This window comes from Halorubrum coriense DSM 10284 (genome assembly GCF_000337035.1).
Classification (GTDB): domain Archaea; phylum Halobacteriota; class Halobacteria; order Halobacteriales; family Haloferacaceae; genus Halorubrum; species Halorubrum coriense.
Map to the genome: position 1 here is coordinate 1 of NZ_AOJL01000026.1, position 24,123 is coordinate 24,123.

Annotated in this window: 27 protein-coding genes and 3 pseudogenes; 17 read left to right on the forward strand and 13 right to left on the reverse strand. The window is 56.2% G+C overall.

All coding sequences use genetic code 11. From position 1 onward, the window contains the following. Positions 1-44 precede the first annotated feature (44 nt). The gene (locus tag C464_RS05145; RefSeq protein WP_449404380.1) at positions 45-716 is read left to right on the forward strand and encodes a helix-turn-helix domain-containing protein; all 672 of its coding nucleotides are present in this window, start codon (positions 45-47) and stop codon (positions 714-716) included. Positions 717-781: 65 nt separating this feature from the next. Then, entirely contained in the window at positions 782-940 is a 159-nt protein-coding gene (locus tag C464_RS18890) for a hypothetical protein (RefSeq protein ID WP_161781661.1), read from the forward strand. Positions 941-959: 19 nt separating this feature from the next. Here C464_RS18890 and C464_RS05150 read toward each other — a convergent pair whose 3' ends face one another. After that, positions 960-2,195, reverse strand: a complete 1,236-nt coding sequence (locus C464_RS05150) for a TIGR04347 family pseudo-SAM/SPASM protein (protein ID WP_006112541.1) — start codon at positions 2,193-2,195, stop codon at positions 960-962. Then, positions 2,192-2,587 carry an Htur_1727 family rSAM-partnered candidate RiPP gene (locus C464_RS05155; RefSeq protein ID WP_006112542.1) on the reverse strand — a complete coding sequence of 132 codons (396 nt, stop codon included), beginning with the start codon at positions 2,585-2,587 and terminating at the stop codon, positions 2,192-2,194. The genes C464_RS05150 and C464_RS05155 overlap by 4 nt, the downstream gene beginning before the upstream one ends. A gap of 282 nt (positions 2,588-2,869) precedes the next feature. Here C464_RS05155 and C464_RS18385 point away from each other — a divergent pair, with 282 nt between their 5' ends. Beyond that, on the forward strand, positions 2,870-3,556 hold the full coding sequence (locus C464_RS18385) for a hypothetical protein (protein WP_152420884.1): 687 nt from the start codon (positions 2,870-2,872) through the stop codon (positions 3,554-3,556). 158 nt (positions 3,557-3,714) lie between these two features. Continuing rightward, positions 3,715-4,605 carry a tyrosine-type recombinase/integrase gene (locus C464_RS17290; RefSeq protein WP_239640192.1) on the forward strand — a complete coding sequence of 297 codons (891 nt, stop codon included), beginning with the start codon at positions 3,715-3,717 and terminating at the stop codon, positions 4,603-4,605. 311 nt (positions 4,606-4,916) lie between these two features. Here the strand turns inward: C464_RS17290 and C464_RS05165 are convergent, their stop codons facing one another. The 3 genes from C464_RS05165 to C464_RS05175 all read right to left on the reverse strand — a co-directional run bounded on the left by C464_RS05165 (position 4,917) and on the right by C464_RS05175 (position 9,244). After that, positions 4,917-6,578 carry a tyrosine-type recombinase/integrase gene (locus C464_RS05165; RefSeq protein WP_006112544.1) on the reverse strand — a complete coding sequence of 554 codons (1,662 nt, stop codon included), beginning with the start codon at positions 6,576-6,578 and terminating at the stop codon, positions 4,917-4,919. Positions 6,579-7,591: 1,013 nt separating this feature from the next. Beyond that, positions 7,592-8,038 carry an FKBP-type peptidyl-prolyl cis-trans isomerase gene (locus C464_RS05170; protein ID WP_049910910.1) on the reverse strand — a complete coding sequence of 149 codons (447 nt, stop codon included), beginning with the start codon at positions 8,036-8,038 and terminating at the stop codon, positions 7,592-7,594. 225 nt (positions 8,039-8,263) lie between these two features. Beyond that, a complete protein-coding gene (locus C464_RS05175; RefSeq protein ID WP_049910859.1) occupies positions 8,264-9,244 on the reverse strand; it encodes a M48 family metalloprotease in 981 nt (326 codons plus the stop codon). 218 nt (positions 9,245-9,462) lie between these two features. On the opposite strand from C464_RS05175, the gene C464_RS17300 reads away from it, so the two are divergent. The 3 genes from C464_RS17300 (at position 9,463) to C464_RS17315 (ending at position 11,360) form a co-directional block, all read left to right on the forward strand. Continuing rightward, a complete protein-coding gene (locus C464_RS17300) occupies positions 9,463-9,831 on the forward strand; it encodes a MarR family transcriptional regulator (protein WP_006112550.1) in 369 nt (122 codons plus the stop codon). A 427-nt stretch (positions 9,832-10,258) separates the two neighbouring features. Further along, entirely contained in the window at positions 10,259-10,540 is a 282-nt protein-coding gene (locus tag C464_RS17310; RefSeq protein WP_006112551.1) for a helix-turn-helix transcriptional regulator, read from the forward strand. 184 nt (positions 10,541-10,724) lie between these two features. Further along, positions 10,725-11,360 carry an SOUL family heme-binding protein gene (locus tag C464_RS17315; RefSeq protein WP_193366010.1) on the forward strand — a complete coding sequence of 212 codons (636 nt, stop codon included), beginning with the start codon at positions 10,725-10,727 and terminating at the stop codon, positions 11,358-11,360. A gap of 73 nt (positions 11,361-11,433) precedes the next feature. Here C464_RS17315 and C464_RS17320 read toward each other — a convergent pair whose 3' ends face one another. Beyond that, on the reverse strand, positions 11,434-11,796 hold the full coding sequence (locus C464_RS17320; protein WP_239640193.1) for a DUF6141 family protein: 363 nt from the start codon (positions 11,794-11,796) through the stop codon (positions 11,434-11,436). Between the two features lie 292 nt (positions 11,797-12,088). Between C464_RS17320 and C464_RS05185 the strand changes: the two genes are divergently transcribed. Then, positions 12,089-12,481: a hypothetical protein gene (locus tag C464_RS05185; RefSeq protein WP_006112554.1), complete on the forward strand. Its 393-nt coding sequence runs from the start codon at positions 12,089-12,091 to the stop codon at positions 12,479-12,481. After that, on the forward strand, positions 12,478-13,365 hold the full coding sequence (locus C464_RS05190; protein ID WP_006112555.1) for an SDR family NAD(P)-dependent oxidoreductase: 888 nt from the start codon (positions 12,478-12,480) through the stop codon (positions 13,363-13,365). Before C464_RS05185 ends, C464_RS05190 begins: the two co-directional genes overlap by 4 nt. Positions 13,366-13,552: 187 nt before the next feature. Here C464_RS05190 and C464_RS05195 read toward each other — a convergent pair whose 3' ends face one another. Next, positions 13,553-13,741 carry a ribbon-helix-helix domain-containing protein gene (locus C464_RS05195; protein ID WP_006112556.1) on the reverse strand — a complete coding sequence of 63 codons (189 nt, stop codon included), beginning with the start codon at positions 13,739-13,741 and terminating at the stop codon, positions 13,553-13,555. Between the two features lie 242 nt (positions 13,742-13,983). On the opposite strand from C464_RS05195, the gene C464_RS05200 reads away from it, so the two are divergent. After that, on the forward strand, positions 13,984-14,313 hold the full coding sequence (locus C464_RS05200; protein WP_006112558.1) for a hypothetical protein: 330 nt from the start codon (positions 13,984-13,986) through the stop codon (positions 14,311-14,313). Positions 14,314-14,600: 287 nt separating this feature from the next. Here the strand turns inward: C464_RS05200 and C464_RS18390 are convergent, their stop codons facing one another. Beyond that, positions 14,601-15,038: a hypothetical protein gene (locus C464_RS18390; RefSeq protein ID WP_152420885.1), complete on the reverse strand. Its 438-nt coding sequence runs from the start codon at positions 15,036-15,038 to the stop codon at positions 14,601-14,603. A 363-nt stretch (positions 15,039-15,401) separates the two neighbouring features. Between C464_RS18390 and C464_RS05205 the strand changes: the two genes are divergently transcribed. Further along, positions 15,402-15,686 (forward strand): hypothetical protein, encoded by a 285-nt coding sequence (locus C464_RS05205; protein WP_049910862.1) that lies wholly within the window; start codon positions 15,402-15,404, stop codon positions 15,684-15,686. Positions 15,687-15,974: 288 nt separating this feature from the next. Here C464_RS05205 and C464_RS18395 read toward each other — a convergent pair whose 3' ends face one another. After that, positions 15,975-16,706 (reverse strand): hypothetical protein, encoded by a 732-nt coding sequence (locus C464_RS18395; protein ID WP_152420886.1) that lies wholly within the window; start codon positions 16,704-16,706, stop codon positions 15,975-15,977. A gap of 374 nt (positions 16,707-17,080) precedes the next feature. Between C464_RS18395 and C464_RS05215 the strand changes: the two genes are divergently transcribed. Next, on the forward strand, positions 17,081-17,434 hold the full coding sequence (locus C464_RS05215; protein WP_006112561.1) for a hypothetical protein: 354 nt from the start codon (positions 17,081-17,083) through the stop codon (positions 17,432-17,434). A gap of 23 nt (positions 17,435-17,457) precedes the next feature. On the opposite strand, the pseudogene C464_RS17325 reads toward C464_RS05215, so the two are convergent. After that, positions 17,458-17,666: pseudogene (locus C464_RS17325) on the reverse strand (7-cyano-7-deazaguanine synthase); the annotation flags it as partial. Positions 17,667-17,677: 11 nt separating this feature from the next. Next, a pseudogene (locus C464_RS19920) lies at positions 17,678-17,866 on the reverse strand (hypothetical protein); the annotation flags it as partial. A gap of 151 nt (positions 17,867-18,017) precedes the next feature. On the opposite strand from C464_RS19920, the gene C464_RS17335 reads away from it, so the two are divergent. Beyond that, entirely contained in the window at positions 18,018-19,304 is a 1,287-nt protein-coding gene (locus C464_RS17335; RefSeq protein WP_006112562.1) for an RNA-guided endonuclease InsQ/TnpB family protein, read from the forward strand. A 16-nt stretch (positions 19,305-19,320) separates the two neighbouring features. Here the strand turns inward: C464_RS17335 and C464_RS19565 are convergent. Together C464_RS19565 and C464_RS05220 are read right to left on the reverse strand one after the other, a co-directional pair. Beyond that, positions 19,321-19,569: pseudogene (locus C464_RS19565) on the reverse strand (hypothetical protein); the annotation flags it as partial. A gap of 3 nt (positions 19,570-19,572) precedes the next feature. Continuing rightward, a complete protein-coding gene (locus C464_RS05220; protein ID WP_006112563.1) occupies positions 19,573-20,112 on the reverse strand; it encodes a DUF7342 family protein in 540 nt (179 codons plus the stop codon). Positions 20,113-20,692: 580 nt separating this feature from the next. On the opposite strand from C464_RS05220, the gene C464_RS05225 reads away from it, so the two are divergent. The 4 genes from C464_RS05225 to C464_RS05230 all read left to right on the forward strand — a co-directional run bounded on the left by C464_RS05225 (position 20,693) and on the right by C464_RS05230 (position 24,015). Beyond that, a complete protein-coding gene (locus C464_RS05225) occupies positions 20,693-21,376 on the forward strand; it encodes a DUF5794 domain-containing protein (RefSeq protein ID WP_239640194.1) in 684 nt (227 codons plus the stop codon). 1 nt (position 21,377) lies between these two features. Next, a complete protein-coding gene (locus tag C464_RS18400) occupies positions 21,378-21,917 on the forward strand; it encodes a hypothetical protein (protein ID WP_152420887.1) in 540 nt (179 codons plus the stop codon). A 1,144-nt stretch (positions 21,918-23,061) separates the two neighbouring features. Continuing rightward, positions 23,062-23,658 carry a hypothetical protein gene (locus tag C464_RS18405; protein ID WP_152420888.1) on the forward strand — a complete coding sequence of 199 codons (597 nt, stop codon included), beginning with the start codon at positions 23,062-23,064 and terminating at the stop codon, positions 23,656-23,658. Positions 23,659-23,682: 24 nt separating this feature from the next. Beyond that, positions 23,683-24,015 carry a hypothetical protein gene (locus tag C464_RS05230; RefSeq protein WP_006112567.1) on the forward strand — a complete coding sequence of 111 codons (333 nt, stop codon included), beginning with the start codon at positions 23,683-23,685 and terminating at the stop codon, positions 24,013-24,015. Positions 24,016-24,123 lie beyond the last annotated feature (108 nt).

Below are 24,123 nucleotides of genomic sequence, written 5' to 3' on the forward strand. Positions count from 1 at the left end.
ATCGCTCCGCGGACGCGACCCGACCGATTTCTTATCCCCCCGCGATGTCGCGCCGGACCGCGGGAATCCGCCGAAGAGTAAAAACCGCGCCACACGTACGGACTGACATGTCAGACGTCGCCGGTGCCGACGGGGACCGTCGCCTGCGGGTCGACCTCGACGTCGACCCGGTCGGCGACGGCGGCTGCCCGATCGTCTCCGAGGCCGATTCGGCCGCCGAGGTCACGGTCAACGCCGTCGGCGACGAGTGCGTCGCCGACGTGACGACGCCGAGCGGCGACGTTCGCCGCGGGACCGGCGAGGTCGACGAGGAGTGCCTCTGTCACGCGTTCGGGCGGCTCGGATACGCGCCGCACTTCCGGCGCGTCGAGGACGGGACGATACTCGTGACCGCGTACGTCGACGACCGCGACGCCGTCCGTCGGCTGGTCGAGGAGCTCCGCGCGGTCGTCGACCGGGTGCGGCTCGTCCGGCTCGCGGTGGTGGAGGGGCCGGACGCGACGGAGCAGGTCACCTTCGACCTCTCCGCGCTGACGCCGAAACAGCGCCGTGGGCTCGAGCTTGCGGTGGTCCGCGGCTACTTCGACGACGACCGCGACGTGCGCCTGAGCGAGCTGGCCGAGGAGCTCGGCATCAGCAAGTCGGCGCTCTCCCAGCGGCTCCGCACGGCGCAGGCGAAGCTGGTGACCGACGTCTTCGACGGGGCGGAGCCGTGAGACCGCTTGAAGCCGTCCACACGTGAAGCGGGAGGCCGACGGAGCGCGACCGCCTCCGTTCGGCCGTGAGCGACGACGACCACGCGGTCGCCGAGCCGCTCCGCGACGACGCCACCGTCGAACTCGTTCGCGACGCCGTCCGCGTCGCCCGCGGCGAGGTGCCCGCGGAGCGCTTCTCGGCGAAGTACGGGACGGGAGGCGTCTCGGAAGACGGACGGGGGTGAGCGCCGGCGACGAGCCCGCTCAGTCGTCGGCGGGCGCCGGGCGGTCGGCGGCGTCGATCCGCGCGAGCGCCTCCTCGCCGGCGCGCTCCGACTCGGTGAGGTAGCACTTCGGGTCGGGCGCGAACGGGTCGCCGTGCGCCGAGAGCGCGCGGAGCCGCGAGCCGCCCCGACAGATCGACTGGTACGCGCAGTCGGCGCACCGCCCGGAGAGGCGCTCCTCCCGCTCGCGGAGTCCGGCGAGGAGCGGGTTCGACTCGTCGGACCAGATCGCGCCGAACGAGCGGTCGCGGACGTTCCCGGGCGAGTACCCCTGCCAGAACTGCGTGAGGTGGACGTTCCCGACGGGGTCGACGTCGGCGACGCGCTCGCCGGTGGGGTCGCCGCCGTTGCGTTCGAGGTACCGGTAGATGAGCTGCGCGCGGTCCGCCCCCATCTCGCGGTCGGCGTACTCGACGAGGTGGCCCGCGTCGGCGTAGTTGCCGACGAGGAGCGTCTCGATCTCCTCGCCGCGGTCGTGGTACTCGCGGGTGAGGTCACAGAGGTCGGTGACGGCCCGCCGGGTCGCCTCCGGCGAGAGGTCGACGTTCGAGATGTCCGCGCCGCGGCCGCCGTAGTCGAGGTGATAGAAGCAGAAGCGGTCGACGCCGACGTCGGCGAGCAGGTCGACGACGCCCGCGAGGTCGTCGACGTTGTGCTCGGTGATCGTGTACCGCAGCCCGGTCTTGAGCCCGACGTCGAGACACGCCTCGATCCCGCGGACGGCGGCGTCGAACGCGCCCTCCTCGCCCCGGATCCGATCGTTGCGCTCGGGGAGCCCGTCGACGGAGACGCCGGCGTACTTGAGGCCGGCGTCCTTCAGTTCGCGGGCGCGCTCCCGGGTGAGGAGGGTCCCGTTCGTCGAGAGCACCGGCCGGATCCCGCTGTCGGCGGCGTACGCGACGAGCTCCGTGAGGTCCTCTCGGACGAGGGGCTCGCCGCCGGATAAGAGGATGACCGGCGCGCCGAACTCGGCGAGGTCGTCGATGAGCGCCTTCCCCTCCGCGGTGGAGAGCTCGTTCGGCGCGCCCTCCGTGTCCGCGCCGGCGTAGCAGTGCTCGCAGTAGAGGTTACACCGCTTCGTGGTGTTCCAGACGACGACCGGGCGCTGCTGCTTGTCCTCCGTGATCTGCGGCTTCTTCGAGCCGTCGGCCGCGTCGTAGCGGAGCCCGTCGCTCTCGGCGTCGAGCCCGCAGAGCAGCTTGCTGACGGAGATCATCGCCGCCCCCCCGCGTCGTCGGCGTCGGCCGCGTCCGCCGGGGGCGCGCCGCCGCAGGAGGCGGTCGGCGTCCCCTCAGTCTCGTCGTAGACGCGCGGCTCGTCGGCGTCCGCGTCTTTCTCGGCGTCCGCGTCCCTCTCCACGTCGTCGTCCGCGAGCGACTCCGCGGAGAACCTAGACACCTCCGCGGCCGGGCACACCCACACGTCGCGGGCGTACCACGCGAAGAGCTTGCTCGCCTCCTCGTGGGCGGCGTCCGGCGTCGGCGCGGCGACCGTGCCGACGTGGCGGAGCGGGTCCGACTCCGCCTCGCGGACGAACACCTCGAACCGGCGACCGTCGGCCGACCGCGGCCCGTTCGTGTTCCCGTCTCGGTCCGTCTTCTCGACCATACCCCCCGTACGGACGGTCCCCGGAACGGCGTTTCGCGCGTTCCCACGGCCGCGAAATTTGGCCGAACGTGTTCGGGCGAGGCGGCGGCGCGGTCGGCGCTCGAACCGACTGAAGCGAGAGACCGGTCGCTACCGGCTCCGAGAGAAATCGAGGACCGCGCGCGCCGCGATCCCGTGTGAAAACGGCCGTTACCCGCGGGAGATCCCGATCAGATGACGCGGTTCTAGGTTCTGTTGTAATACCCACGTTTAACACAAATCCCCCCCATAGACTATCGTATAATGACAGACAGAAGCGAGATCGTCGGCGTCCGACTCACACCAGCAGAGCGTGAAAAATTTGAGGACTTCTTGCGTGAGGAAGACGAGTTCGACAGTATAAGCCGATTCTTCCGTGTCGCCGCACATCGGCATATGGCAACTGCTAACGAAGATGTATCCATCGATCCTGAGGAGATCATTGATGCCGTGGATTCAGCAGTAACACCCATTTCAGAACGACTCGAAACGGTTGAAGATCATGTCCTATCGATCGATTCAAGCGTCACGAACGATGATAAAATCGACCTTCTGGCACAGGACCTTTACTCATCACTGCCAACACACTCGAAAGCTGATGGACTGCCAGATTTCGATAAGATCGAAGAGTTCGATGCACCGAGCGACTTAGCTCTCGCTCAGGGCATCTCGACGCCAGAGGTTTGGGCAGAATATTACGACGAGAAACTCGCGGATGTACGCCGCGCCTGCGCTCGAATGTTAGAGTACTACCCGGAGGTGAATTACATCCAAGACACGGCAGGAGAGTCAAAGCCGCATGTTCCTGTCCATGACGACGTTGGCCAGACCAATACATCAAGGCAAGTCGATTCGATTGCCGGTCAAAACAGTTCGTCAAGCCGACCGCAAAAGACACAAGAGCAGGGTCACAGTACCGTTCGTCGTTACTACAAGGAATCTGGTGACTGACTGTGCCACCACGATACAAGCCGATTGAAGACTGCCGATCTGAAATTAAGCGGTACAGCGGACAGTTAGACACTGGGACTGATGACGACAACCCAGATCTACGTAGTACAGGAAGTACTAATAGATACAAACAGGACCTCCGATGGTACGATCACTGGTTGGACGATGCGGAAGTAGATTCACCAACTGACCTGACGCCTGATCAAGCCAACCAGGTTGGACAGGTATTGTCGAAGGAGTTCAACGGGACGACCGATTTGTATCGATGGGATCGAATCAATGCGTTCCACGACTGGCTAGTCAGAATGGAGCTTGCGGAGTCAAACCCGTTTGAGAAGTGGAACAAGGACAAAGACGAAAAATTTGGATTTACGAAGCGGTCCGAGCAGTCGACTCAGTTGAAAGACGGAGAACAGTACGCTGTCTCGCAAGGAGAGATACGAGTAATGGAAGAGAACGTAGGACGGAATCGCGTTCGGGATCAACTCGTCATTAGGCTACTGTGGCAGACAGGCCTACGAAGAGGGGAGGTATCAGGGCTGACGCTTGATGACGTTGATCGGGATGAACGGGAGATAACTATTCGAGAATCGGTTGCAAAGAACGGCAAGGAGAGAGTAGTAGCATATCAACAATCACTAGACGGCCTGCTGAGAGAATGGTTAGACCATGGGTACCGAGCTGAAAAAGCAGCGACTGCTGAGCACACTCGACTGTTCGTTGGTGAGCGGGGAGCGCCACTGTCGGGAGATCGTATCAACGAAATTGCCATCGAAGCTGCTGATGATGCAGGAATTAACCGGAAACTCTATGCAGACGCTAATGCTTCTGTTGATGAAGATGGAAATCCGATTCCGAACAGATGGCTAATCAGCGCACACAACATTAGACATGGATTTGGGACCTTCATGATAAACGAAACCGATGCGGGACTCTGGGAGGTGTCCAAAGCAATGGGTCACTCTTCGGTGAAAATAACTGAGCGAATATATGTCGAAGATGATCCCCGAGCAGGGCTAGGTCATCTTCATAAGTATGGACCAAAGTGAGTTACCCCACACTACCATACTCAGCGGCATCTGCTGTCTCCTAAGTTCGAGTTCACCCGGGCAGTTCCATTGTAATCCTCGGAAGCGGATGAGAACGGTTGGCTCTATCAAAATCCTTAGAGCGTGGTGTGTTCGTCTTCCTTTGTAGTCATTCCAAAGAGCGTTTCTCCGGCATCAGTTGGTGTCGTATCCTCCCAGTTCTCCTGGTCGGCAGTTGCTGTCTCTAGGTTTCTTATTTTGACTCAAAGCCGATTAACCAACATTTGGCACCACTCGGTGAGAGTATAGGTTAAGAGTGCGACTGATCGATGCTACAGGCGTGGTGACTCCGATTCGACGGCGTCGAACTCGGGAAGATCGGTGACGACGAGGAGGAATCCGACTGCAAGACCGATAACTGTACCTGGCATGGCAGTGATAGACCCGGATATTGGGTCGATAGCGAACATACCCGTAATCCCCCAGAACGTCCCAGTAACCACAGCCCACATAGTGAGGCCTGCTACAATAGCTACAGTGCGCTTCGGTGATGGTGGGTAATGTTTCATAGTGTCCGACGCTGCAGCAGCAGTGTGCTCGACGCGGAGTCGAGTCTGAGCCCACGCACTGATTGGATCTACTGTCGCCAGCGACTCGTGTGACGACTCGTCCTCGTCACTACTGGCTTCCTTCAGCTCCTCTCGGACATCATCCATGTAGTCGTCAATGCCTCTCTGTACGAATTCGTCGCGTTCCTTTTCTCGGGCCTCAATGACACCCTCAATACCGTGTACCAGGTCCTCCCCGAACACGGCAGCGAAGTACGACTGTGCGAACTTCCGGAAGTGGTCACGCTCACCCTTTGCGGTCAGATAATGAAGATCGATGATCTCCGATGATGCGACGCCTTGCTCATCGGCAAGCATCTCTACTTGGGCGAGCCACTCTTGCCGGGCGCTGATGTAGTGATTGTACCAAAATGATCTGAAGGACTTCGGTGTCGGTACCTCGCCGTCGGGGAAGGAAACACCAGCTCGATTCACGATCTCCTCGATGGTGTTGTTCACCCACCCCGGCGGCCGCGACCCGTCACGTGATTTCTTGCTCGGGAACAGCCATCTTCCCTCCCAGTGGTCCAACTCTTCGAGGCGCTCTAACCACGCTTCGATGACTTCCACACCCGCCATGATTGGGACGGTCGCCGCGCCGGTCTTTCGGTCGTCGTCGAAGACAATGTACGGGTCGTTGCGGTCGAGGCGAAGCTGTGATATCTTGATGTTTGTGGGCTCGGCGCGGCGTGTCCCCGCCGCGATGAGGATGATGAGTAATGCCTTCTCTTCAAGTGTCTCAGCCTCTCGCCAACACATCCGGATCTGCTTCGGTTCGAGGTCGTGTTCAGGCGACCGGCGTTCGTACGTGTAGCCCATCATCTCACGCACCTCACCGATCTTGTGGTCCTCTATCTCCTCGCGGAGAGCGAGGTAGTCGGCCCAGCGCTCTAGGCTTCGAGTGTAGTTTGACTCTGAGCCCTGAGTCTCCATCTCAGAGGCGAGACCCATGAACAGCCGCATAATGAGATCAATATTCGTGGGTGGGTCCGAGCGGACCAGACGCAGGAGGTTCGTACTGCCCAACTCCTCGTAGGCGACCCTCGCCAGTGTCCGGAAGTGTGTCCGGGCGTCTTGGACGCGGCTGTCACCCCATCGGTGGAATGTGTTCTGTTCGACTTCGAGCCACTCATTAACGAGGTGACGAGTCTCGGCGTGGTTAATTTTTAGCGCTTTCTTCGGTCGGGGATTGAACCCACAGATGTCTTCCAACACTTCCGTGACCGACATGTCGTTCCGGCGGGCGAACCCCTCGATTCCACTGTAGCCGTGCTCCCGAATCCACTCATGAGTGGGACGCACATCAGGATCGAGACCCTCGGCACGCCGCTCCTCTCGGACCTTCGCCGGAAACTTTGTGCGCAACTTGTTTTCTGTCCAACGCATAACGAAAATTCCTCGCCGCTTGACCATATCTTTTGGGCCCGATAAAAATCCGAACTTAGCGTGTTCTTTTAGCGATTATAATGTGAACACACACTAAACGCTATTATTATCCAAATGTCTTTCTAACCCACTCCCACGCAGTCGGGCGATCATTAGAACATTTCGAGAAATATATTTGTTGATCTTCGTTGTGAATTCTTGCCCGATGTATCATCGACGCAGTCAGGCGATTCTCTCGTTGAGAGCTTTCATACGAGGCTCGGTAGAGTTGCAGGAACCGCAAGACGAGGGCGGCATGGAAACGACGAAAGATGTACATCTTTCGTCCATACTACAACGATTGATTCACAACTTAGCGCGTAGCAGCGCCAGCCATTCTCAAGAAACATTTCTTCGTGGCGCTTATCAATCGGCTATTTCGGGAGAGAATGTGTCTGAATTCTAGACTTTCAACAGAACCGGTTTATTTTAATACTCGTCATGGGTCAGAAGAGGCCGCGTCAAGTGAGGAAGTGAGATGCTGTCGTACCTGTAGGCCTGTATGGAACCGAGAGAAGATGTCGGACTGGTGGGTTGAGCATGCGAGTACCGCCAGCCCACCGTTCCCAACTGGGATGACCGGTTGTTGTGGCTTGTGCGGTGCGTGACGACAACTTGGACAATTAACCCCGCCGGCCGGGCGGTGATTGAGAAGTTGGGCGCGATCCTCGGTTGCCAGCCCACAGAGAGAACAGAATTCTTCGAGGTGGTTGTCACATCCAACGAGAGGAATCGTTAATTGGTCGAGCAGGAGGAACGAGACACTTTCCCTTCCTGGTGATTGAAGGGCAGATTCGCAAGCAGCACACTGAATGAATTGATTCCTGTGGAGGGAATCTGGCACTGATTGGAGAGAGTCTCCGTTGTCCATACTCAAGCTATAGTTTCAATTGGGAGCCACGCCGGTAAGTTACGGGGAATTGAGTCCCGTTCCTGCCGAAACCACCGATCGCTGACACCGGCACCGTTCGGTCTCAGCTGACGTCGATAATTTCGACGTCAAACGTGAGCGTTTCACCGGCGAGACGAGGGTTGAAATCCACCCGAACGACATCCTCGTCGACGTGAATAACCTCTCCCTGGCTCCCATTCTGCGCTTCGAGATACGAGCCCTCCTCCGGCGTCTGGCCGCCAAGCATCTCTTGGAGCTCCGCAGTTTCGAACTCCTGAATGTTCTCGTCGCTCGGTTCGCCGTAGGCTTTCTCCGGCGGGATGGTCAACGTTTCTGTCTCCCCAGCTTCTAAGCCGATCAAGCCCTCTTCCATCCCCTCGATGACCTGCTCAGCACCAATTTCGACCGTCAACGGTGTGTACTCTCGGTCGGGCTGGGTCTCAGCAAGGCCCGTCTCCTCGGCGACAGACTTCCGGGAGGTATCGAAGACCGTATCGTCGTCAAGTCGGCCCGTGTACTCAAGCGTCACAGAATCGCCAGTAGCTATCGTCATACGATTTCGAGTAGTGCCGCACGGAAAGTCTGTGGCATTGAACGAGGAGAGTCAGGCTCATTCTGAACGGGATTTACTTCTCGGTAGAGACTCGCCAATTGTGAGCGCGTCGATGACCGTGGCTGAGAGTTCCGGACGTGGTGCGTTGCGGTGCCGTTGGGCTTTCTGAAGGCCGTGTATCTATCGCTGCGCGGATCAACGTCAGTCCTGCTGTCGCTCATATGCTGCGAGTTGTTCGATCCGCTCCTCTGTCGGCGGATGCGTTCGGAACAACCAACGTTCGAATCGGTATAGGCGTTGCCGAAGCCACCAGTACGACGGCTCCCTCTCTCCTTCCGGACCCAGCATTACCTTCTCCAACTCTTCGGGTTCGAGCGGAAGGATCGAGAGCGACGAAATTCCCGATGCCTCACGTAAGTCCTGATTTGGCGTGTCCGAAATGTTCCGGTCGAGCTTCGTGAGCGCAGTCGCAAGGACCGACGGTGACCCAGTGACCGCAACGGCAGCTCGATCTGCGGCCTGTTCTCGTGCCCTCGAGAGCCGGGCAGTCATCGCTTTTCCCGTTCCCCAGATGAGCGTCGAGATGAGTCCAAGTGGGACAATGACGATCGCAGCGCCCCCCGGATTTTCGATGTCCGCAAGTCGCGTCCCAAGTCCGCGAGCGAGGATGACGGGGAGTGATAGGGCCGTCATCACCATCGCATCTCGGTTTTTCACGTGTGCGAGTTCGTGAGCGATGACTGCTTCGAGTTCGGCACGTCCGTCGATCGTGTCGAGCGTCCCACGGGAGAGGACGAGATGGACATTTTCCGGGCGGAATCCGACAGCGAGTGCTTCGGGTGTCTGTCGGTCCGAAAGCGCAATCGTCGGCACGGGGACGTCGAGTTGCGCCGCGACCCGGGTCACCAACTCGTACAGCTCGGGCTCGTCTTCCTCATCGACGTGGGTGGCGTCAGCGATCCGTTCGATCGTGTCGACCTGTTTGTATTCGAGATAGCCGATCGTCACCACGGTCAACGTAGTGAGTCCTCCCGCAAACGATGCCGCTGTAGAGACCTCAAGAGACGAAAGGATACCGTAGAGGACGGCCCAGACCCCGCAGAGAAACGCGATCGTGACAACCGCCATTCCAACGATGGTTAGGAGCATCTGAATCGGAAGCGACCACTGTCGGGAGGGCATGAATTTCTGATTGTTTGAAACACAGTAGTAAGTTCTGGTCACTATGATTGTCTCCTACCACACCCGTGGACCATAACTGCTCTACTGTACATTCTGGCTAATTTGGTGGTCTGTACGGAGGACACACCGATTGCTCAGTACAGATGAACTATATCACATCCCGATAGATTCCCGTTCCGCTTCCAACACCTAATACAATAGACGTACAACACTCGTATATGCCGGTCGATTTCGAAACACATGAACCCGGAAATCCACGTGTTGACCTGTCAGAGGGGACCAACACAAGGAAATTGATGGAGTGTTTGTTACAGTCACCGGGCGTTGGATACACACCAGCGGAATTGGCAGAGGAGACAGGGGTACCGCGTGGGAGTATTGGGCCGACGCTCAACCGACTCGAAGCCGCGGGGCTGGTCCGTCACAAAGAACCGTATTGGGCAGCCGCAGAAGACGGTCGCATCGCAGCAGCAACGGCTTCTTTCCTTGGGGTCGAGACGACAGCCTCCACGTACAGTGGTGATTGGTACGCTGAGAATGATGGGTGGGATGAGGAGCTACCCGACCTGAACGACGAGGACCAGTAGCAGAATGGGGTTTCGCAAGGCGCTATCGTTATCGCAGAGGACCCGTTCGGAAACGGCCCAAAGCTCCCGTACCTGATCCTCTCGAACGATCAGGTCTCTTTCTACGGCCAAGAGTATGTTGCGGCAGTGATCACGACGACAGCTCGAACTGAGGCCGTTGAACTCACCGTCAACAGGCTCGAACGGGGACAGCTCCCCCGAACGTCCTACGTGTCTCCGTGGTCGGTTCTCACGCTCACGGATTGGATGATCACGAAACAACCCGCAGAAGCAACTGACGCGACCGTCGATGAGGTGCGGCAAGAGTTGGATACATATCTTCAGACCAGATAATCAGTAGTTGGGCCGGTTACATATACAAGGCTCTGTTGAAATCCAAGAGAATTCAACCAATAGTATTTCAAAACTCGAATACGTATTTTATGATATGTATGACCTCACAGGCTTTCAGCGGGATCTGCTGTACGTAATTGCTGGCCTCGATGACCCTCACGGACTCGCTATCAAAGACGATCTCGAAGACTACTATGAGAAGGAGATCCACCACGGACGTCTCTATCCGAATCTCGACACGCTCGTTGAGAAGGGACTTGTCGAAAAAAGTCAGCGCGATCGACGGACCAACGAGTACACGACTACCCGCCGAGGAACTAGGGAGATCGAGGCCCGGGCTGAATGGGAAGCCGAGTACATTGATCACGGCGTCTGAGTGACCATCGACGAACAGTTGAAGCCGCTGATACTGATGAGTGGATTGACCCAACACAGGACCCCGCAGCGATCACAGCAATACTCCGCCATCACTCATAGATCGGTATCTCTGTAGGACGGCGAAAAGGGCTCAACGTTTGTCAGAGCAGTTTGTTAATCACTCTGGGCGACAAGTAGGATATATGAGATCGATTACAAAAACGATACTTGTTGGTGGTAGTGTGGTGCTTGCTGGCTGGGTTGGGTGGGGAATTTATTCGACTAAGAATACAGAATCAGTCCCATATGAGCAGCTACGAACGGTAAACGGGGCCGAGATTCGGCGTTATCCACAAACGATTCTTGTTGAAACGGCGGCACCGAGCCAACGGATTGCATTTCAACGCCTCTTCGAGTACATTTCGGGAGCCAACCGTGGTGACGAGTCGATCTCGATGACGGCCCCTGTCGAAACCCAATCAGGAGACTCAATTGCGATGACTGCGCCTGTTCGATCAGAGGCGACCGGGACTGACACTGAGACAATCCGGATGGCGTTCTATCTACCCTCCGAGTATACGCCTGAAACGGCACCGGAACCGACGGACCCAGATGTTACACTCGTCACCGAACCACAGAAGACAGTCGCTGTGGATCAATTTTCGTGGTATGCCCCGGAGTGGCGGGTCGAACGACGGACAGAGAAACTGCTTGCTACGCTTGAAGATGAAGACATCGAACCGAAGGGCGATCCCTATCTCCTTCGGTATAACGACCCGCGGACACCGCCGTTTCTGCGACGAAATGAAGTTGCGGTAGAGGTCGTCGAAAGGGAGTGACGGTGAGTGATGTGAGAACGTTGCTCTGAACTGTACATTGAGGTGTGCGGGAAAGAGCGCGCACAGAGGTGGGTCACTGTACTGCCTCGTCAATGGCCCTGACGAGTTCCTCGGGACGTTGTGATCCAACGAGCACTACCCGCCCAGTTGTTCGTTCGATCCGAACCCCTCGGTCGCCACTAACGTTGTATGCAACCTTTCCGGGAGTCCAGCGGATCCCCCAGCCACCGAACTCCTGAAGGGGGCTGTACTGTGTGGACTCGTATCGCTCAATCTCTGACCACGGAACTCGACGGACTGATCGGTGAAGAGGCCACATTTTGAGATAGATCCCGTCGGCTCTCACTTCGGTCTCAAGACGAAGGCTGTAGAGGAGCAGAGCGACTGCGCCGACAACGACGAGCCCTCCCCATGAGATGGGCCCGAAGGCGATCATGAGCAGAGAGACACCTCCGAGAAGCACCCAGAGCCACGGCTGGCGAAACCGTTGTACTTCACGGAAACGTGGCTGCCCGTCCATGAGTGAGATGATCGAAATCGTCCCTACTCGCTATTAGATTCTCCGGACAGCCGACTAACCATGCTGACACGCACGTTGGATCTCGCACGGCTATCGGAACCCTCGTTGAGTTGTGCGACTCTCAGAGATTACGGGTCCGTTCACGTTGAGTGGGGAGTCCATTCTGCTGGCACCGACTCTTAAGCTACGTCAGATCGAAAGACTACGTATGCTACGGCAGTTTCTCGGTGCGCTCGGCATTCTCACGACGCTCGTTCCGGATCGGATCGTGGACGTATTCGAGGCGATTGCGGTCGAGAACCCTGACGAAAACACCGTCCACTCGTGGTTTGGTCCCCTGATTCGGGCGGAAGGAGTCGTCATTACGTTCGCCGCGCTCCGTGGCGGCCGCCCCTACGCGTGGCTGATGAATGTCACCGGAATCTTTGGTGCCGTCTTGCTTTTCATCCCGCGAGTGTACGAGCAAATCGCCGGGCCGCTCGTGTACGAAGACCCTGAGTCAGTGGAGTGGAACGAACACCTCACCGACGGTGTCCGCGTGATCGGCGCTGTGTACGTGCTCCTCGCGCTTTTTGACCGTCGGCGTCGAAACGGGTCATGACCGATGAGCTCTCCGACCGCACGATCCTTCTCACCGGCGGAACGAGCGGGTTCGGACGGGTGGCAGCGGTTGACCTCGCAGACCGAGGGGCGACTGTCGCAGTCGTCGGCCGCGGCGAGTCGAAGGGAGCCACTCTCGTAGAACAGTCCGGTGACCTTGCCGGAACGATCACGTTCCATCAGGCCGATCTCGCGTCTCAATCCACCGTCCGATCCCTCGCAGCAACCGTGAAACAGGAGTACGAGCGTATCGACGTACTCGCTCACAACGCCGGACTCTCGGCCGGGTCACGGCGTGAGAGTCCGGACGGAATCGAACTCACGCTCGCGGTGAACCACTTGGCTCCCTACCTCCTGACATATGAATTGCTCGAGCATCTCCGTGACGCACCCAATCCGCGTGTTGTCATTACCGCCTCAGACATTCATCGACGGGCGACACTCGATTTCGACGACCTACAACTGACGGATGGGTACGACTCACTCGACGCGTATGCCCGCTCGAAGCTGGCGAACATCGCGTTCACGGTCGAACTTGCTGACCGGCTCCCGGACGACGCCGCAGTCACGGTCAACTGCGTCCATCCGGGATTCATTCCGTCGACGGGCCTGTTCCGTGAGGCATCGCTCCGAACGCGGCTCCTGGTTCGGATCGCTGGGCTGGTTCCGGGTGTCGGCACCTCAAAGCAGGCGGCCGCCGAACGCCTCCAAACACTTCTCGTAGACCCTCGGTATGGCACCGTAAGTGGCCAATACGTCGGCAACGATGGTCCCGAAGACCCCGCGCCCGAGGCGACGAACCAAGCGGTTCGACGACGCCTCTGGCAGATGAGTGCCGAGTTGGTCGACATCACTCCTGACTGGCCGGCGTCGACCGCGAACTAGCAACTGGTAGCATGCTTTCTCCCTGTCTCTGCCGTATCTGTCCTTCTTAGCGGAGCATCGCTCGCGGGACTGTCTGGGCGCACGCTGAGTCGTTCTCGCAGGGACTGCCAAAATTTGTTCGAGCAGATGCTATCAGCCATCAGCTAAGACACAGTCTGTTGTTCTCCGGCTGTCCTAATGGGTACAACTAGTGAGAGTCAGGTTCGTCCGTCTCAGCCCGTCCGTGTCGTCTATCGATCTCATCGAGCATGTCGAGCGTTTTGCGAATTGATGCTCGAACTGCATCGCTTCGATTGACGAATTTTCCGTCGTCACCGACGTGTTCGTCGAGGTCATCAAGCAATTCCTGTGGAATCTCGACGCTGACCTTCGGCATACGCTCGTATTCGTAGAGGAATATCTTCAGCGTGTCGCACAACACACCGGACCAGCCACCTGATTTCGATATGACCTACTTGCTGTGAACGGCGGAGTATATCTGAACTGGCGGAGTACGGGAACCACTACTAGAGTTGCGCACTCGATCGGTTCCTGAGATATAGTCTTCAGAGAGAATTCAAGCGAAGAGTGGAACACACATTTTTAATCGCTACTACACACGATGATCAGGTACACCTTATGCCCGAAAGTGAAACTGAGGACCTCGACTACTACCCTTCAGGGTGGAGTGAAGAGATTCACGATGAATACTACATCGAGTGGATTCTCGATGACGATCAGACAATTTTCGTCCGTCTTGACGGGACGATGGGCGACGGGCAGTATTCCGTAACTCCAATCACTGGGGTGAACGCAGAGGGCGAGGAATTCGTCACAAAACCACTGTCCGGGCTGTCACGAACTGGCGCGTTCGACGTCGCAGCGACACTCATCTATGCCATGAACGGGGTTGCGGGGCGGCTCAACGGCGAGGCTGAGTTTACCGGTGACATCAGCGACGAATCTTAATTTCGACAGATTGGACTACTCTGTTTGACGCTGGGTGAACAGACGTGTCACGAGAACTCCGGCCGCTCAGTATACGCAATCGGGTCATGTGACCCAGCATTCTGCTCTGTTAAATCTACAGCAGGCATCGGATCGTGGCACGATGCGGTCGGTGCAGTATCTCTATCGAGAGAATTCTGAGAATTAACCTCCTCCACGCGCTGAAGCGCGAGGCTTTCTCTTCGACTTTCCCAAAGAGTGTATCCGAAGACCGAATCTCAGCAGAGCTAAAAGATAAATCGATCTTATTACCGATCGAAGAGTTGATCGGGTTCTCTCGAAAGGTCAAGGATTAATTCTACGTTCGGGTGTTCCACTGGCGGACGTCTTTCAGATGTTATCCCATGACCATCTTCTACCCAGTCTCTGTACTCATCTTCAGTCATGTGTTCACGGTGATTAAATGTAGTTCCCCAGATGAGATCTCCGCGACAAGGCCTTGCAAAAACCGTCATACCAGACGGTAAATCAGATGGTTCGTCGAGAAAATCAGCGAGTTTAGTAATATCTTCCTGTAAGATGATGAGTGAATCAAATGACGCAAACCCATCTATTCTCTCTTGAACGATATCGTCAGTTAATTCATAAGTCCGGAAGATGTGAGGTTTGCGTTCCACCTTGACAAGGGGGATGCGATTATCGTCTAAGGCCTGTACTATTGTTTCGATTTCGTGGTTCGCTGTCATTGTGATTATTCTGTGAGTTGATCGGCTAACTGTTCTTGTCGCCTATTGTGTCGTTGGTGGCCCATTACATCGCACCTCCTGAAATTACCCAATCACGTATAAACCCTTGACCCGGAATACCCTGATTTACGACTATAGAGGGCCTGAAACTCCCGAATTCTGATTCATGGGATGGACGTCCGACTGAGAGCACGACCATATCGCATTTTCTTCGTCGCTGAGCACTGATTCTTAGTTGGGTGTACTATGGTCTGACTGTGTGTCGGATTCTGTTCAGTAGTGACGAGTAAGTCCGAACCATTAGAAACGTCTCACCGCAACTGAGTAGGAACTTTGAGGGGGATATGCGGAGAGTAGAGATTCATGAGTCCGACCGTCCAAGAACTTCAAAATACGATTCGAGTGGCGACTGGCCGCTTCGAACGGGAAATCAAGGCGTCGTTCACGAAGGAGGAACTCCAAGCGATTTGTGAGGCACTCGGAGTTGGTGTCGACGAGGGTGGGCGGTCATCAACACCACAGATGCGCCAGCTCATCCGGGCGCACATCGGTATCGCAGAGTCGAGGGAGGCGGCCGACGACTCCACCTTCCGGAAGGCTGATCTCCAAGCGATCGCTGACGGAGTCGGAGCGACGTCCGAGTCGTAGCCGCTAGTTGCCCAGTCAATCTGGCTACTGCTGTTTACGACCTGACTCTCTGAGTGGGATTGGCTTCTCTTGACCGATTCACATTCTGTATCTCACACAAAAGCACCAATCCAATCTGTTCGGTTTATCAGCGGAACATTCGCACACCTCAGCGATTGGCCGTTTCAGATGAGAGACTCTATTTGAAGAGCCGGATTTCAATTGTGCCCACTAGATCGACCAGCGTGATACTGACACGCAGCGTCGGACCAGAAGTTCAGGTGCTGTCAAATCGAATCGTCTAGGAGGTTACTCTGTGAGTGTCACCTCCGCACCGTATTCCATACACGCGGTTTGACGGTCGCGGTGTGTGGCGACCTCGTCGTACAATGCTTCCCTACAGATGTCCCGAATTGCTGTCTCCACGTCTTCATTTACCTCGTTGTGGACGTGCTCGTCGATGAACTGCGTCGCTACCTGTTCTGCCTGAAGATAGATCTCTTCCTCCCCATATACGGTCCACGCAGTGCGTCCGGTCCACCCAGCAAGCCCTTCGTAAAGTCGTTCCCTGACGACGTGGTCCGCTGCGGTTTCCCACGCTGTTATGAGGTTGTCCGCGACCTCCGAGTTATACTGAACCAGGGTAGTGAACGGTTTCACAGGTCGCCCGACCGTTTCATGGCAGTCGATCGCGTCAAGTGCTTTATGAGTGATCCGTTCAGCAACATAGTCCCCGGACAGTTCCAAGATCTCCATCTCAAGGGTTTCGCCGTAATCTGTGACTGTGAGCCCAGCTTCGCCACCAGCTTCAGACCACGTCCGAACCGCAATCCACCCCTCACCAGTTTTGATGAGGTGATTAGTTACCTTCCGATCTGAATCATAATCATGGTTGTGAGCACGAACCGAGATGGCACAATTCGTTGTTGGGTCATCGTGTCTGAGCGCCTCTCTGGCTTTGGCTTCAATTGTTTCGAAGCGGCCGCTATATTCATCGCTCTGGTCACCACTGTCGTCGGTTGACGTATGTTGTTGTGTCATTGGTATCGCGTGCTAATCGCTTTCCGCACCGCAAGCACGCGACGTCCGATGACGCGCTGGCCCCGCGTCAGCAAAGGACTATGATACCAGGATTTTGGGTATCGGGTGAGCTTGCCAGAGATTCCTAAGCATCGTCAGAATACAGATGCATGAGTTTTCTCGGGCGTCGCATGTCTATGACTCTGATTCACATGCTTAAAAACCCTCGTCGTCCCCTCTTTTTGAACTCTCGCTCGTCAGAATGTACGTAGGACGACAGGCAAACAGTTGCTGGTCAGTCTGAGCGCAAGGAAACACACGAGACCCCTGTACGGTAACGGGCCCAAACACCCAGACATGAATGCTTTTGCGTGGGGTTTGAGAACTCACGTGCCATGACAAATCACCTAGAGCCGACCGAGGAGTATGACGGGCGGATCAGAGTGAAACTCCTTGATGACCATGCTGATACACGAGTAATCCCGTGTTCATCCTACACGAAGGCGATAGCACTTGTCAAAGAACATCAACACGAGGTCACCACCGCGAAAATTATTGACCGAGAGCAGGAGGTAGTCTTCACCTCAGCTGAGATGGATATCGATGTCTGGGAGTCGAATTGGAAAAACGAAAAACGTCGCCAATCGGTTAACGTCGAGGACCGCGACTGCCCGTACGATAACATCTCCTGCTTTTTCGATGACCTCTGTGTCCAATGTAAGATGGACAAGTTACAGGACAAGTTCTAACCCAGTCAGCAGGGGTGAAGATGTTACGAGAACTCCGGCCGCTCAGCGTACGCTATCGGGTCGCATGATCCGCGTTCCGGAACACCGCAAGACGGAACGGACAGGCATCATACGTCCCACAGACCGGTTCATCGTTCCGGTAACACGACCACGTCATTTCGTAGGGCACGCCGACCCCCAAGCCACGCTCCGCAATCTGAGTTTTCGACCACTCAACGAATAGCGGTTTCAGCATTCAGCCGTCTACTGATATGTGGGACGGATGTCTTCGAGAAGTTCTTCGACGATTTCCCAGAGGATCAGAGAGGGAGTTTCGTGCTCGAATGTAATCCCCCGGCGGTCCTCCGTCTCGTCGGTTGAGTACTGAAAATGCGCCTGTCCAAGGTCGGAATGATCCTCATCTTGGTGCCAGCCGGCGTGAAAGTCCGTGTTAGCAAGGATGACTCTAAGCCTCCGTCCTCAAGGAACGAACGGTGTGAGTGAGTAGGGCGGAGATACAGAACCACATGCTGTATATCGTGCGGCAATGAATCGATTTACCGACGTTTAAGTTGGTCAATGGTGTTATTTCCGACACAGTCGCATGAAGTACAGTCCACGTTATCGGTTGTTTCCCAACACACAGCAACGGGAGCAACTAGAGTGGACTGTCGATGTCGTGCGGCAAGTCTACAACGACGCACTCGGCAAGTACAAAGAGGTCCCAAGGGATGCTGGGACGCTACGCCAGCGTGTCCGATCTATCCGGGATGAACTCCCGTCGATGAAGAGTTGGTGGAGTGAGTTGAACGACGTGTATTCGACGGTGTTACAAAACGCAGTGATGCGTATTCGTGACAACGTCAAAAGCCTCCAAGAACTACAGAAACAAGGCTCCGGTGCTGGGGAGCTCAAGTGGAAGGCACCGCGGGAATTCCGCAGTTTCACGTACAATAAGAAGGGCTTTGAGCTCGACAAGAAGAGCGGCCCATCCGGACGTGGAACACTCACGCTGAAGAAAATTGCTGGTGACAACATCACCGTCCCAATCCGTCTTCATCGTGACTTTCCTGAGCATGATTCGATTCAGCAACTCACGGTTAAGCAGGATACGACCAGCGCATGGCACGTGTCGTTTACCATCAAAACGGACTCACCAGAGAAGCCCGCTGTTGATGAAATCGACGTGAGCGATTGTGTCGGGATCGACCTTGGAATTACGACGTTCATCCACGATTCCGACGGCCGTGAAATCGGCCGTCTTGATTTGAGTGAGGATAGAGAACGGCTCGAACGAGCGCAACGGTCGCTCTCACGCAAACAACACGGGTCGAACAACTGGTCGGAACAGCGACGACGGCTCGCAGAGGTCCACCAGCGTATGTCGAACAAGAAGCGCGATTTTAAACATAAACTCGCGCACTTCTACACGACGTCATACGATGCCGTGTTCCTTGAAGACTTGAATGTGAAGTCGGTGTTGGAAGGGGATGGGAACGCCCGAAACACGCAGGAGGTTGGCTGGCGTGACCTCATCAGAATTTTTGAGCACCATGGCCGAAAGAATGGATGCCATGTGATTACTGTCGAGCCGGCAGGCACGACGAAGGAGTGCGCGTCGTGTGGTGTCTCGACGGAGAAACCGTTGTGGGTGCGCGAACACTCGTGTCCGACGTGTGGGTTTTCGACTGATCGAGACCTGAATGCTGCGGCGAATATCCTCCACCGTGGAGTAGAAGAACTAGGAGTGGTTCACTCCGAATCAACGCCTGCGGAGACTGCGACCGCTACGTCAACTGACGGCAGCTGTCTGGCTGCTGTCGTTGATGCAAGTCGCGTCGTGGAAGCAGGAAGCCGCGTCCTCAAGGAACCCGCCTCAACGAGAGAGTAGGGCGCGGTAGTTCACGGTCGGTGTAGTTGATACGGAACCAGTCGTCTGGGTCCTGTCGATACCACTTGACAGTTAGTACTGGTGACTCAGGACCTGTCGGGGGATCAAGACGAGCCGGATCGAAAATTGCTCGCAGCTGCTTGGCTTCGATATCATCCGGAACGAACTCAACCGTCGAAATCTGTGGCACACGGTCGAGGACATCCCGTTTTAGCTGGGCATAGAGGTTCGCGTTCGGATCACCACCGGGATGCGGGACAGACATCCGTTAGCTGTTGGCCTCGGCAGGCTCTGTCGTTGGAGCGAGGAAGTCCCATTCGCGGATGGCGAAGCCAACAATCTGAATACGCCGCTGAAGCTGCTCCCACTCACGGGCGATCTCGCGGCGACGGCCTTCCTCGTTAGCGTCAAGGGACTCGTCAGCGATCGTTCCGCGAAGCTGGTTCGGTGACTCAACGCCGAATTCGGCCTCCCAGTCGCGGATCTGCGTCTTCATCTCGGCGAGACGGTCCGTGAGTTTTTCGACAGTGTGCCCGCTGTCTCGAAGCCGCATCGCCTCCTGCATCGCTTGGCGACGATAATCAGGATAGTATGTCGTGTGAGTGCCGCTTTCGTCACGGTGGAGGATGCCATCGTCGACGAGGCGTTCGAGGACGCGTTTGGTTGGCTCGTGTGACCAGTCCGCTTCAGAAGCGACCCAGTTGGCCGTCCGCGGCTCCGACAGCTGCCTGACGATCATCCGCACACGATCTTCACCCGTGGTCTGGCGTTCCATCAGGCCATTAGCGTTCGATTCGTCTTCGGTCATACCCCACCGTTCGAACTGTATCTTAATATAAGTTGAGATGGTTCGTTCTATATCGAAGTGAGCTCTTCGCGCCATCCTGACCTCAGTGGGGGAGGATCAGAGAAACTTCGAATCTGGTTTTTGACCAGACTGTCCAGGGAAGCGCCGCGTGAACCGGTTGTGGCATTCTTCCCCCGACCCCATTATCGGCTTCAACAAAGCAGTTGACGCTCAACAAATTCTCCGGCAGAAGACTAAATAATCTTCCAGCACTACTACTTGTTACAAGAGCCACATCTTGGCTGTACGCCCCCGGAGTTGCCGTCGGTCGGCATATCTCAATGGTGCATTCCACCATGCCTACCGGCGTGGAATCGTCTCCAACCGCCGCCGTAACGGCAACTGCGTACTCCCTAGTGTATTCGTCTTTTCAGGGCCGGTTCCTGGTCACTGCTTCGACAGGGGGGCGACAGTGAGCCGTCTGTCAGCCCTCTTGGCGACCCACAACGGTCTCAACACAGTCAGGCAGTTGTTGGCAGGTAGCGGTGCCCGAGCACTCGCGTTAGTGATGCTGCTACCGTTTGCCGGAATTTACCCGTCCATGGTTGCCACGGGAGCGCTGAGTTCACTTCCGAGCTCAGTTGCACTTGGGGTAGTCGTCTTCGGCGGGCCAGCGGCAGTCGCCATTGTCCTTACAGAACTCACCACGGACAGGAAACGGGGGCTACAGATCGTAGGTCTAATTGGGGTCGTTCAGCTCCCCGCAGCAGCCCTTACCGCAACGATAGCGACGGCTTCTCGTGCTGTACTCTGGGTTGACGGGTTCGCTGTCCTCACAATGCTTGTGTTATTCGTGATCGCTTTTGAAATCGTTAACAGTTCGACGCCGCAGTGGGTTCCCTCATTACTGACGATCGGCTGCGTGCTAATTTGTCTACTACTTCTCGACGTGGCCGTGAGTGTTGCGAGCGGTGAAGTAACACTTCTCCTCCCGGGCGATGGAGTCGTCGACTGGGTACGGACAGTCGTCATTACTGAGCGAGTGCTTATACTACGGTCAGTGGTTGCCGCCCTTGCCGGACTCTCGGTGGTGGCTGCTACCGTTGTCTGTGGCCCGGTGTTACTTGGTCGTGTTATTATTCAGCGGTTCAAGATTGGCTGCGCAATCGCGTTGTGTCTGATCGGCCTCGAAGTCGCAAGTGTCGTCACAGACGCCCCGACGCTGACGATAATCGCGGTTTCACTTGTGCTCGCCGTTGACGTTGACAATCTCGGGGGTGAATAACATGAATATTATCGTTACTGCCACGTATGGCGCTGTGCTCGCCGGTTCCACCAGCGTGTACTACGTACCGACAAAGAAGCCCCCGAGAGGAATGAAATGGCCGGCAACGACGGAACAATGCCCAGACCTCAAGCGAGACTCAGTGGCGACAATAGATGCCTCCTCAGGAGACTCAGTCGAACTGACTCCTGACGACCTCAGTGTTTTTGACGGTGTACTTTCGTTCTGCGGGAAGCTAGACCGAGCGACCAGCCGTGCGTCAGATTGGGCACAAATAGAGGAGCTCGTCGGTCCGCTCCGATATCGTGACGACGTCGAAAACGCCGCAATGTACTGGGTCCGTGGTCAGGATCGACCGCAAATTCCGGTACGTGTTGCAAGTCGTGGTCTCGGAGCAATAGGCCTGTACCTCCTCGCACATGACCACAGACCATGGGCCGTGGCAAGGGCCCTCGGACTAACATACGCGAAACTGTTTGAACACCTCAGAGAAGACGTGTACGAGGAGACACCGTCATTCAACTGGGAGGATGATGTATGACGGGACCCAGTAATACCGTGATTGGCAAATCAACACCTGCCGCTCCGCTAAGATGACCGAATAAGACCCTACAGCAACCGACCGATTCGAGTCATGAGGATTCGAAATACCGTCTGTGGAGTCCAAGCGAATTTTGGCGGGTGTGTTCGGTCCATGCTAGCGCACTTCTAACGCTAGTTGCATACTCTGTGAGAGACTCCTCCCCACCATCCACTTTTTTCTCGACTTGGCTTGGAAGCTTCCCACCAATGGTTCGTACTCGCTGTCGGATATCTTCGAGACCTAGCTCCGTACTGTCTTGTTCAATAATACGGTCCAATTCGTCACGGAGGCTCTGTACCTCTTGTTCACGATCCTGAAGTTGCTGATAGACTTCCTTCGAGAGCGAAACCCCATTCGGCTTCGGTGAATTAAACGCGTGAATCCATTCTCCGTCTACCCGATGTTTCTGCTGAAATTGCTCGAGTGAATCACAATCAAACGCGTCACGTCGAGTGACGTGCCCGCCAAACCGATACCGACGCCAGCATTTCACGCCCGCAATATACACGGGGTTTTCGCCTTGATCCGGTGATAGCTGAATCACGCCTGGCTCTGGTTCAGGCTCGTTCCCGGGTTTCCATCCCGTCCACGGCTCAGCCCCTTCCTCGTTAACAGCTAATTCATCACACGCTTTACAGACGGGATTTGCATATCCGATCGCCAACTTGTGGGCGTCTGTATCCGGTGTCCCACAGATCGCACACCGGATTTGAGTGGTCTCCGAATCAGTCTCAGCAAAAGCCGAGTGTTTTGAGGTGATGATATTTTCACGAGGTTCAGCCGCAGCCACTAGCGAAGACAGGTCAAATTTGTCAACACCCACTCGTTGTCACCGTCTACTTGACACTCTTACTGCGTGTTAAAAACTGTGTGGAGGCCTGGGAAAGGGGGAACAAAATCGGTGTGAGTGGAACAGTCTCCTCAAAACATCGGGAGATTGCCGGGGTATCTGAAGAGACCTAAGAGAACGTCCTCGTTGTCTTGCTCGGCATTATTTCGACTCCGAGAGCCACGGTGGTATTAGAACGCTTAGCCGCGGTGATTTACGATTTGACATGTGCCGTAGAATTATGGTGGTGTAGCGGTTGGTACTCGGTATCGGATGGGAAGCAACGACGAAGCACCATCAGTAGAGGCAGTTCAAAGTGGGATTTGGATCGACAAATCGATCGAAAAGCGAGACGGCCTCTACCCCCGCTGTATCCGTCTGACTTTCGAGAATCGGAATGAGACCGACAAGATCGCTGGTATTGTCGAAGAGTTTCCCGTCACGTGCGATATTGCGTCATCAAAAGCGACTGACAAGGAATTCGTCACCTGGGGAGCACAAGAAGAAACCAATGAGTTTCAGATACGCATCGAGTTAGCAGCAGGGGAACAGCGGACAATCCGATACTGGCCCGGAAAGTCACCGTCGGCGGCGTTCAACGAACTCGCACAGCGGTCCCCACGTTTCGAGTACGTGAAGCCCTCCCCAGCCGCAGATACCCAGCCCGGACCTGATCCGGGAACCCAACCGACACCTCACTCCGACACCGACGCTGTGGTTGCCCCAGACAACGAGTACATCGACCCGCCTCCGGATCTAGACTTCGGCGATGTTGCTGGGCTCCATGCCGTGAAACAGGAACTCCGTGAAGAAATTATCAGGCCGTTCACTGACCCGCAGTTCGACGAGTTGTCTCTCAGCTACATTTAGGAATAACAGATAGCGTTCAAAAACATGGATGAGACCGAAAATCAGGACGGAGTTGTCGAGGGGGTCATCGAATCGCACCCTGAATCGACCGACCGGGTGATACCAGAGTTCTGCTCTGTTCGTGACGCCCTCAGTTGGTTTGCCGCCCAACGAGGATTCTTTGAGGAATTTGGGATGGATACGCGCGTCGACTTAGACCGGGAGGGGCGAGTGAGTCTCTTAGTAGGCCGTGAGAGAAACAAGGTGTGGTTAGACGACTTTGCTGATGTATTTGGACTGACGGTCACTGAAGCAAATGACGACGAGTTCATCTGGCGATTTGTCGATGACGATCCGAAGTCGAATGACGACTGTTAGTACGGTTCGTTGAGTTCTACACGGCTCGGTTTCACTCCGCACCTGCGCCAGGCGAATGAATATGATTGAGCGTGTTCTATCGTAGGGGAGATCGTATGTGTGAACTGT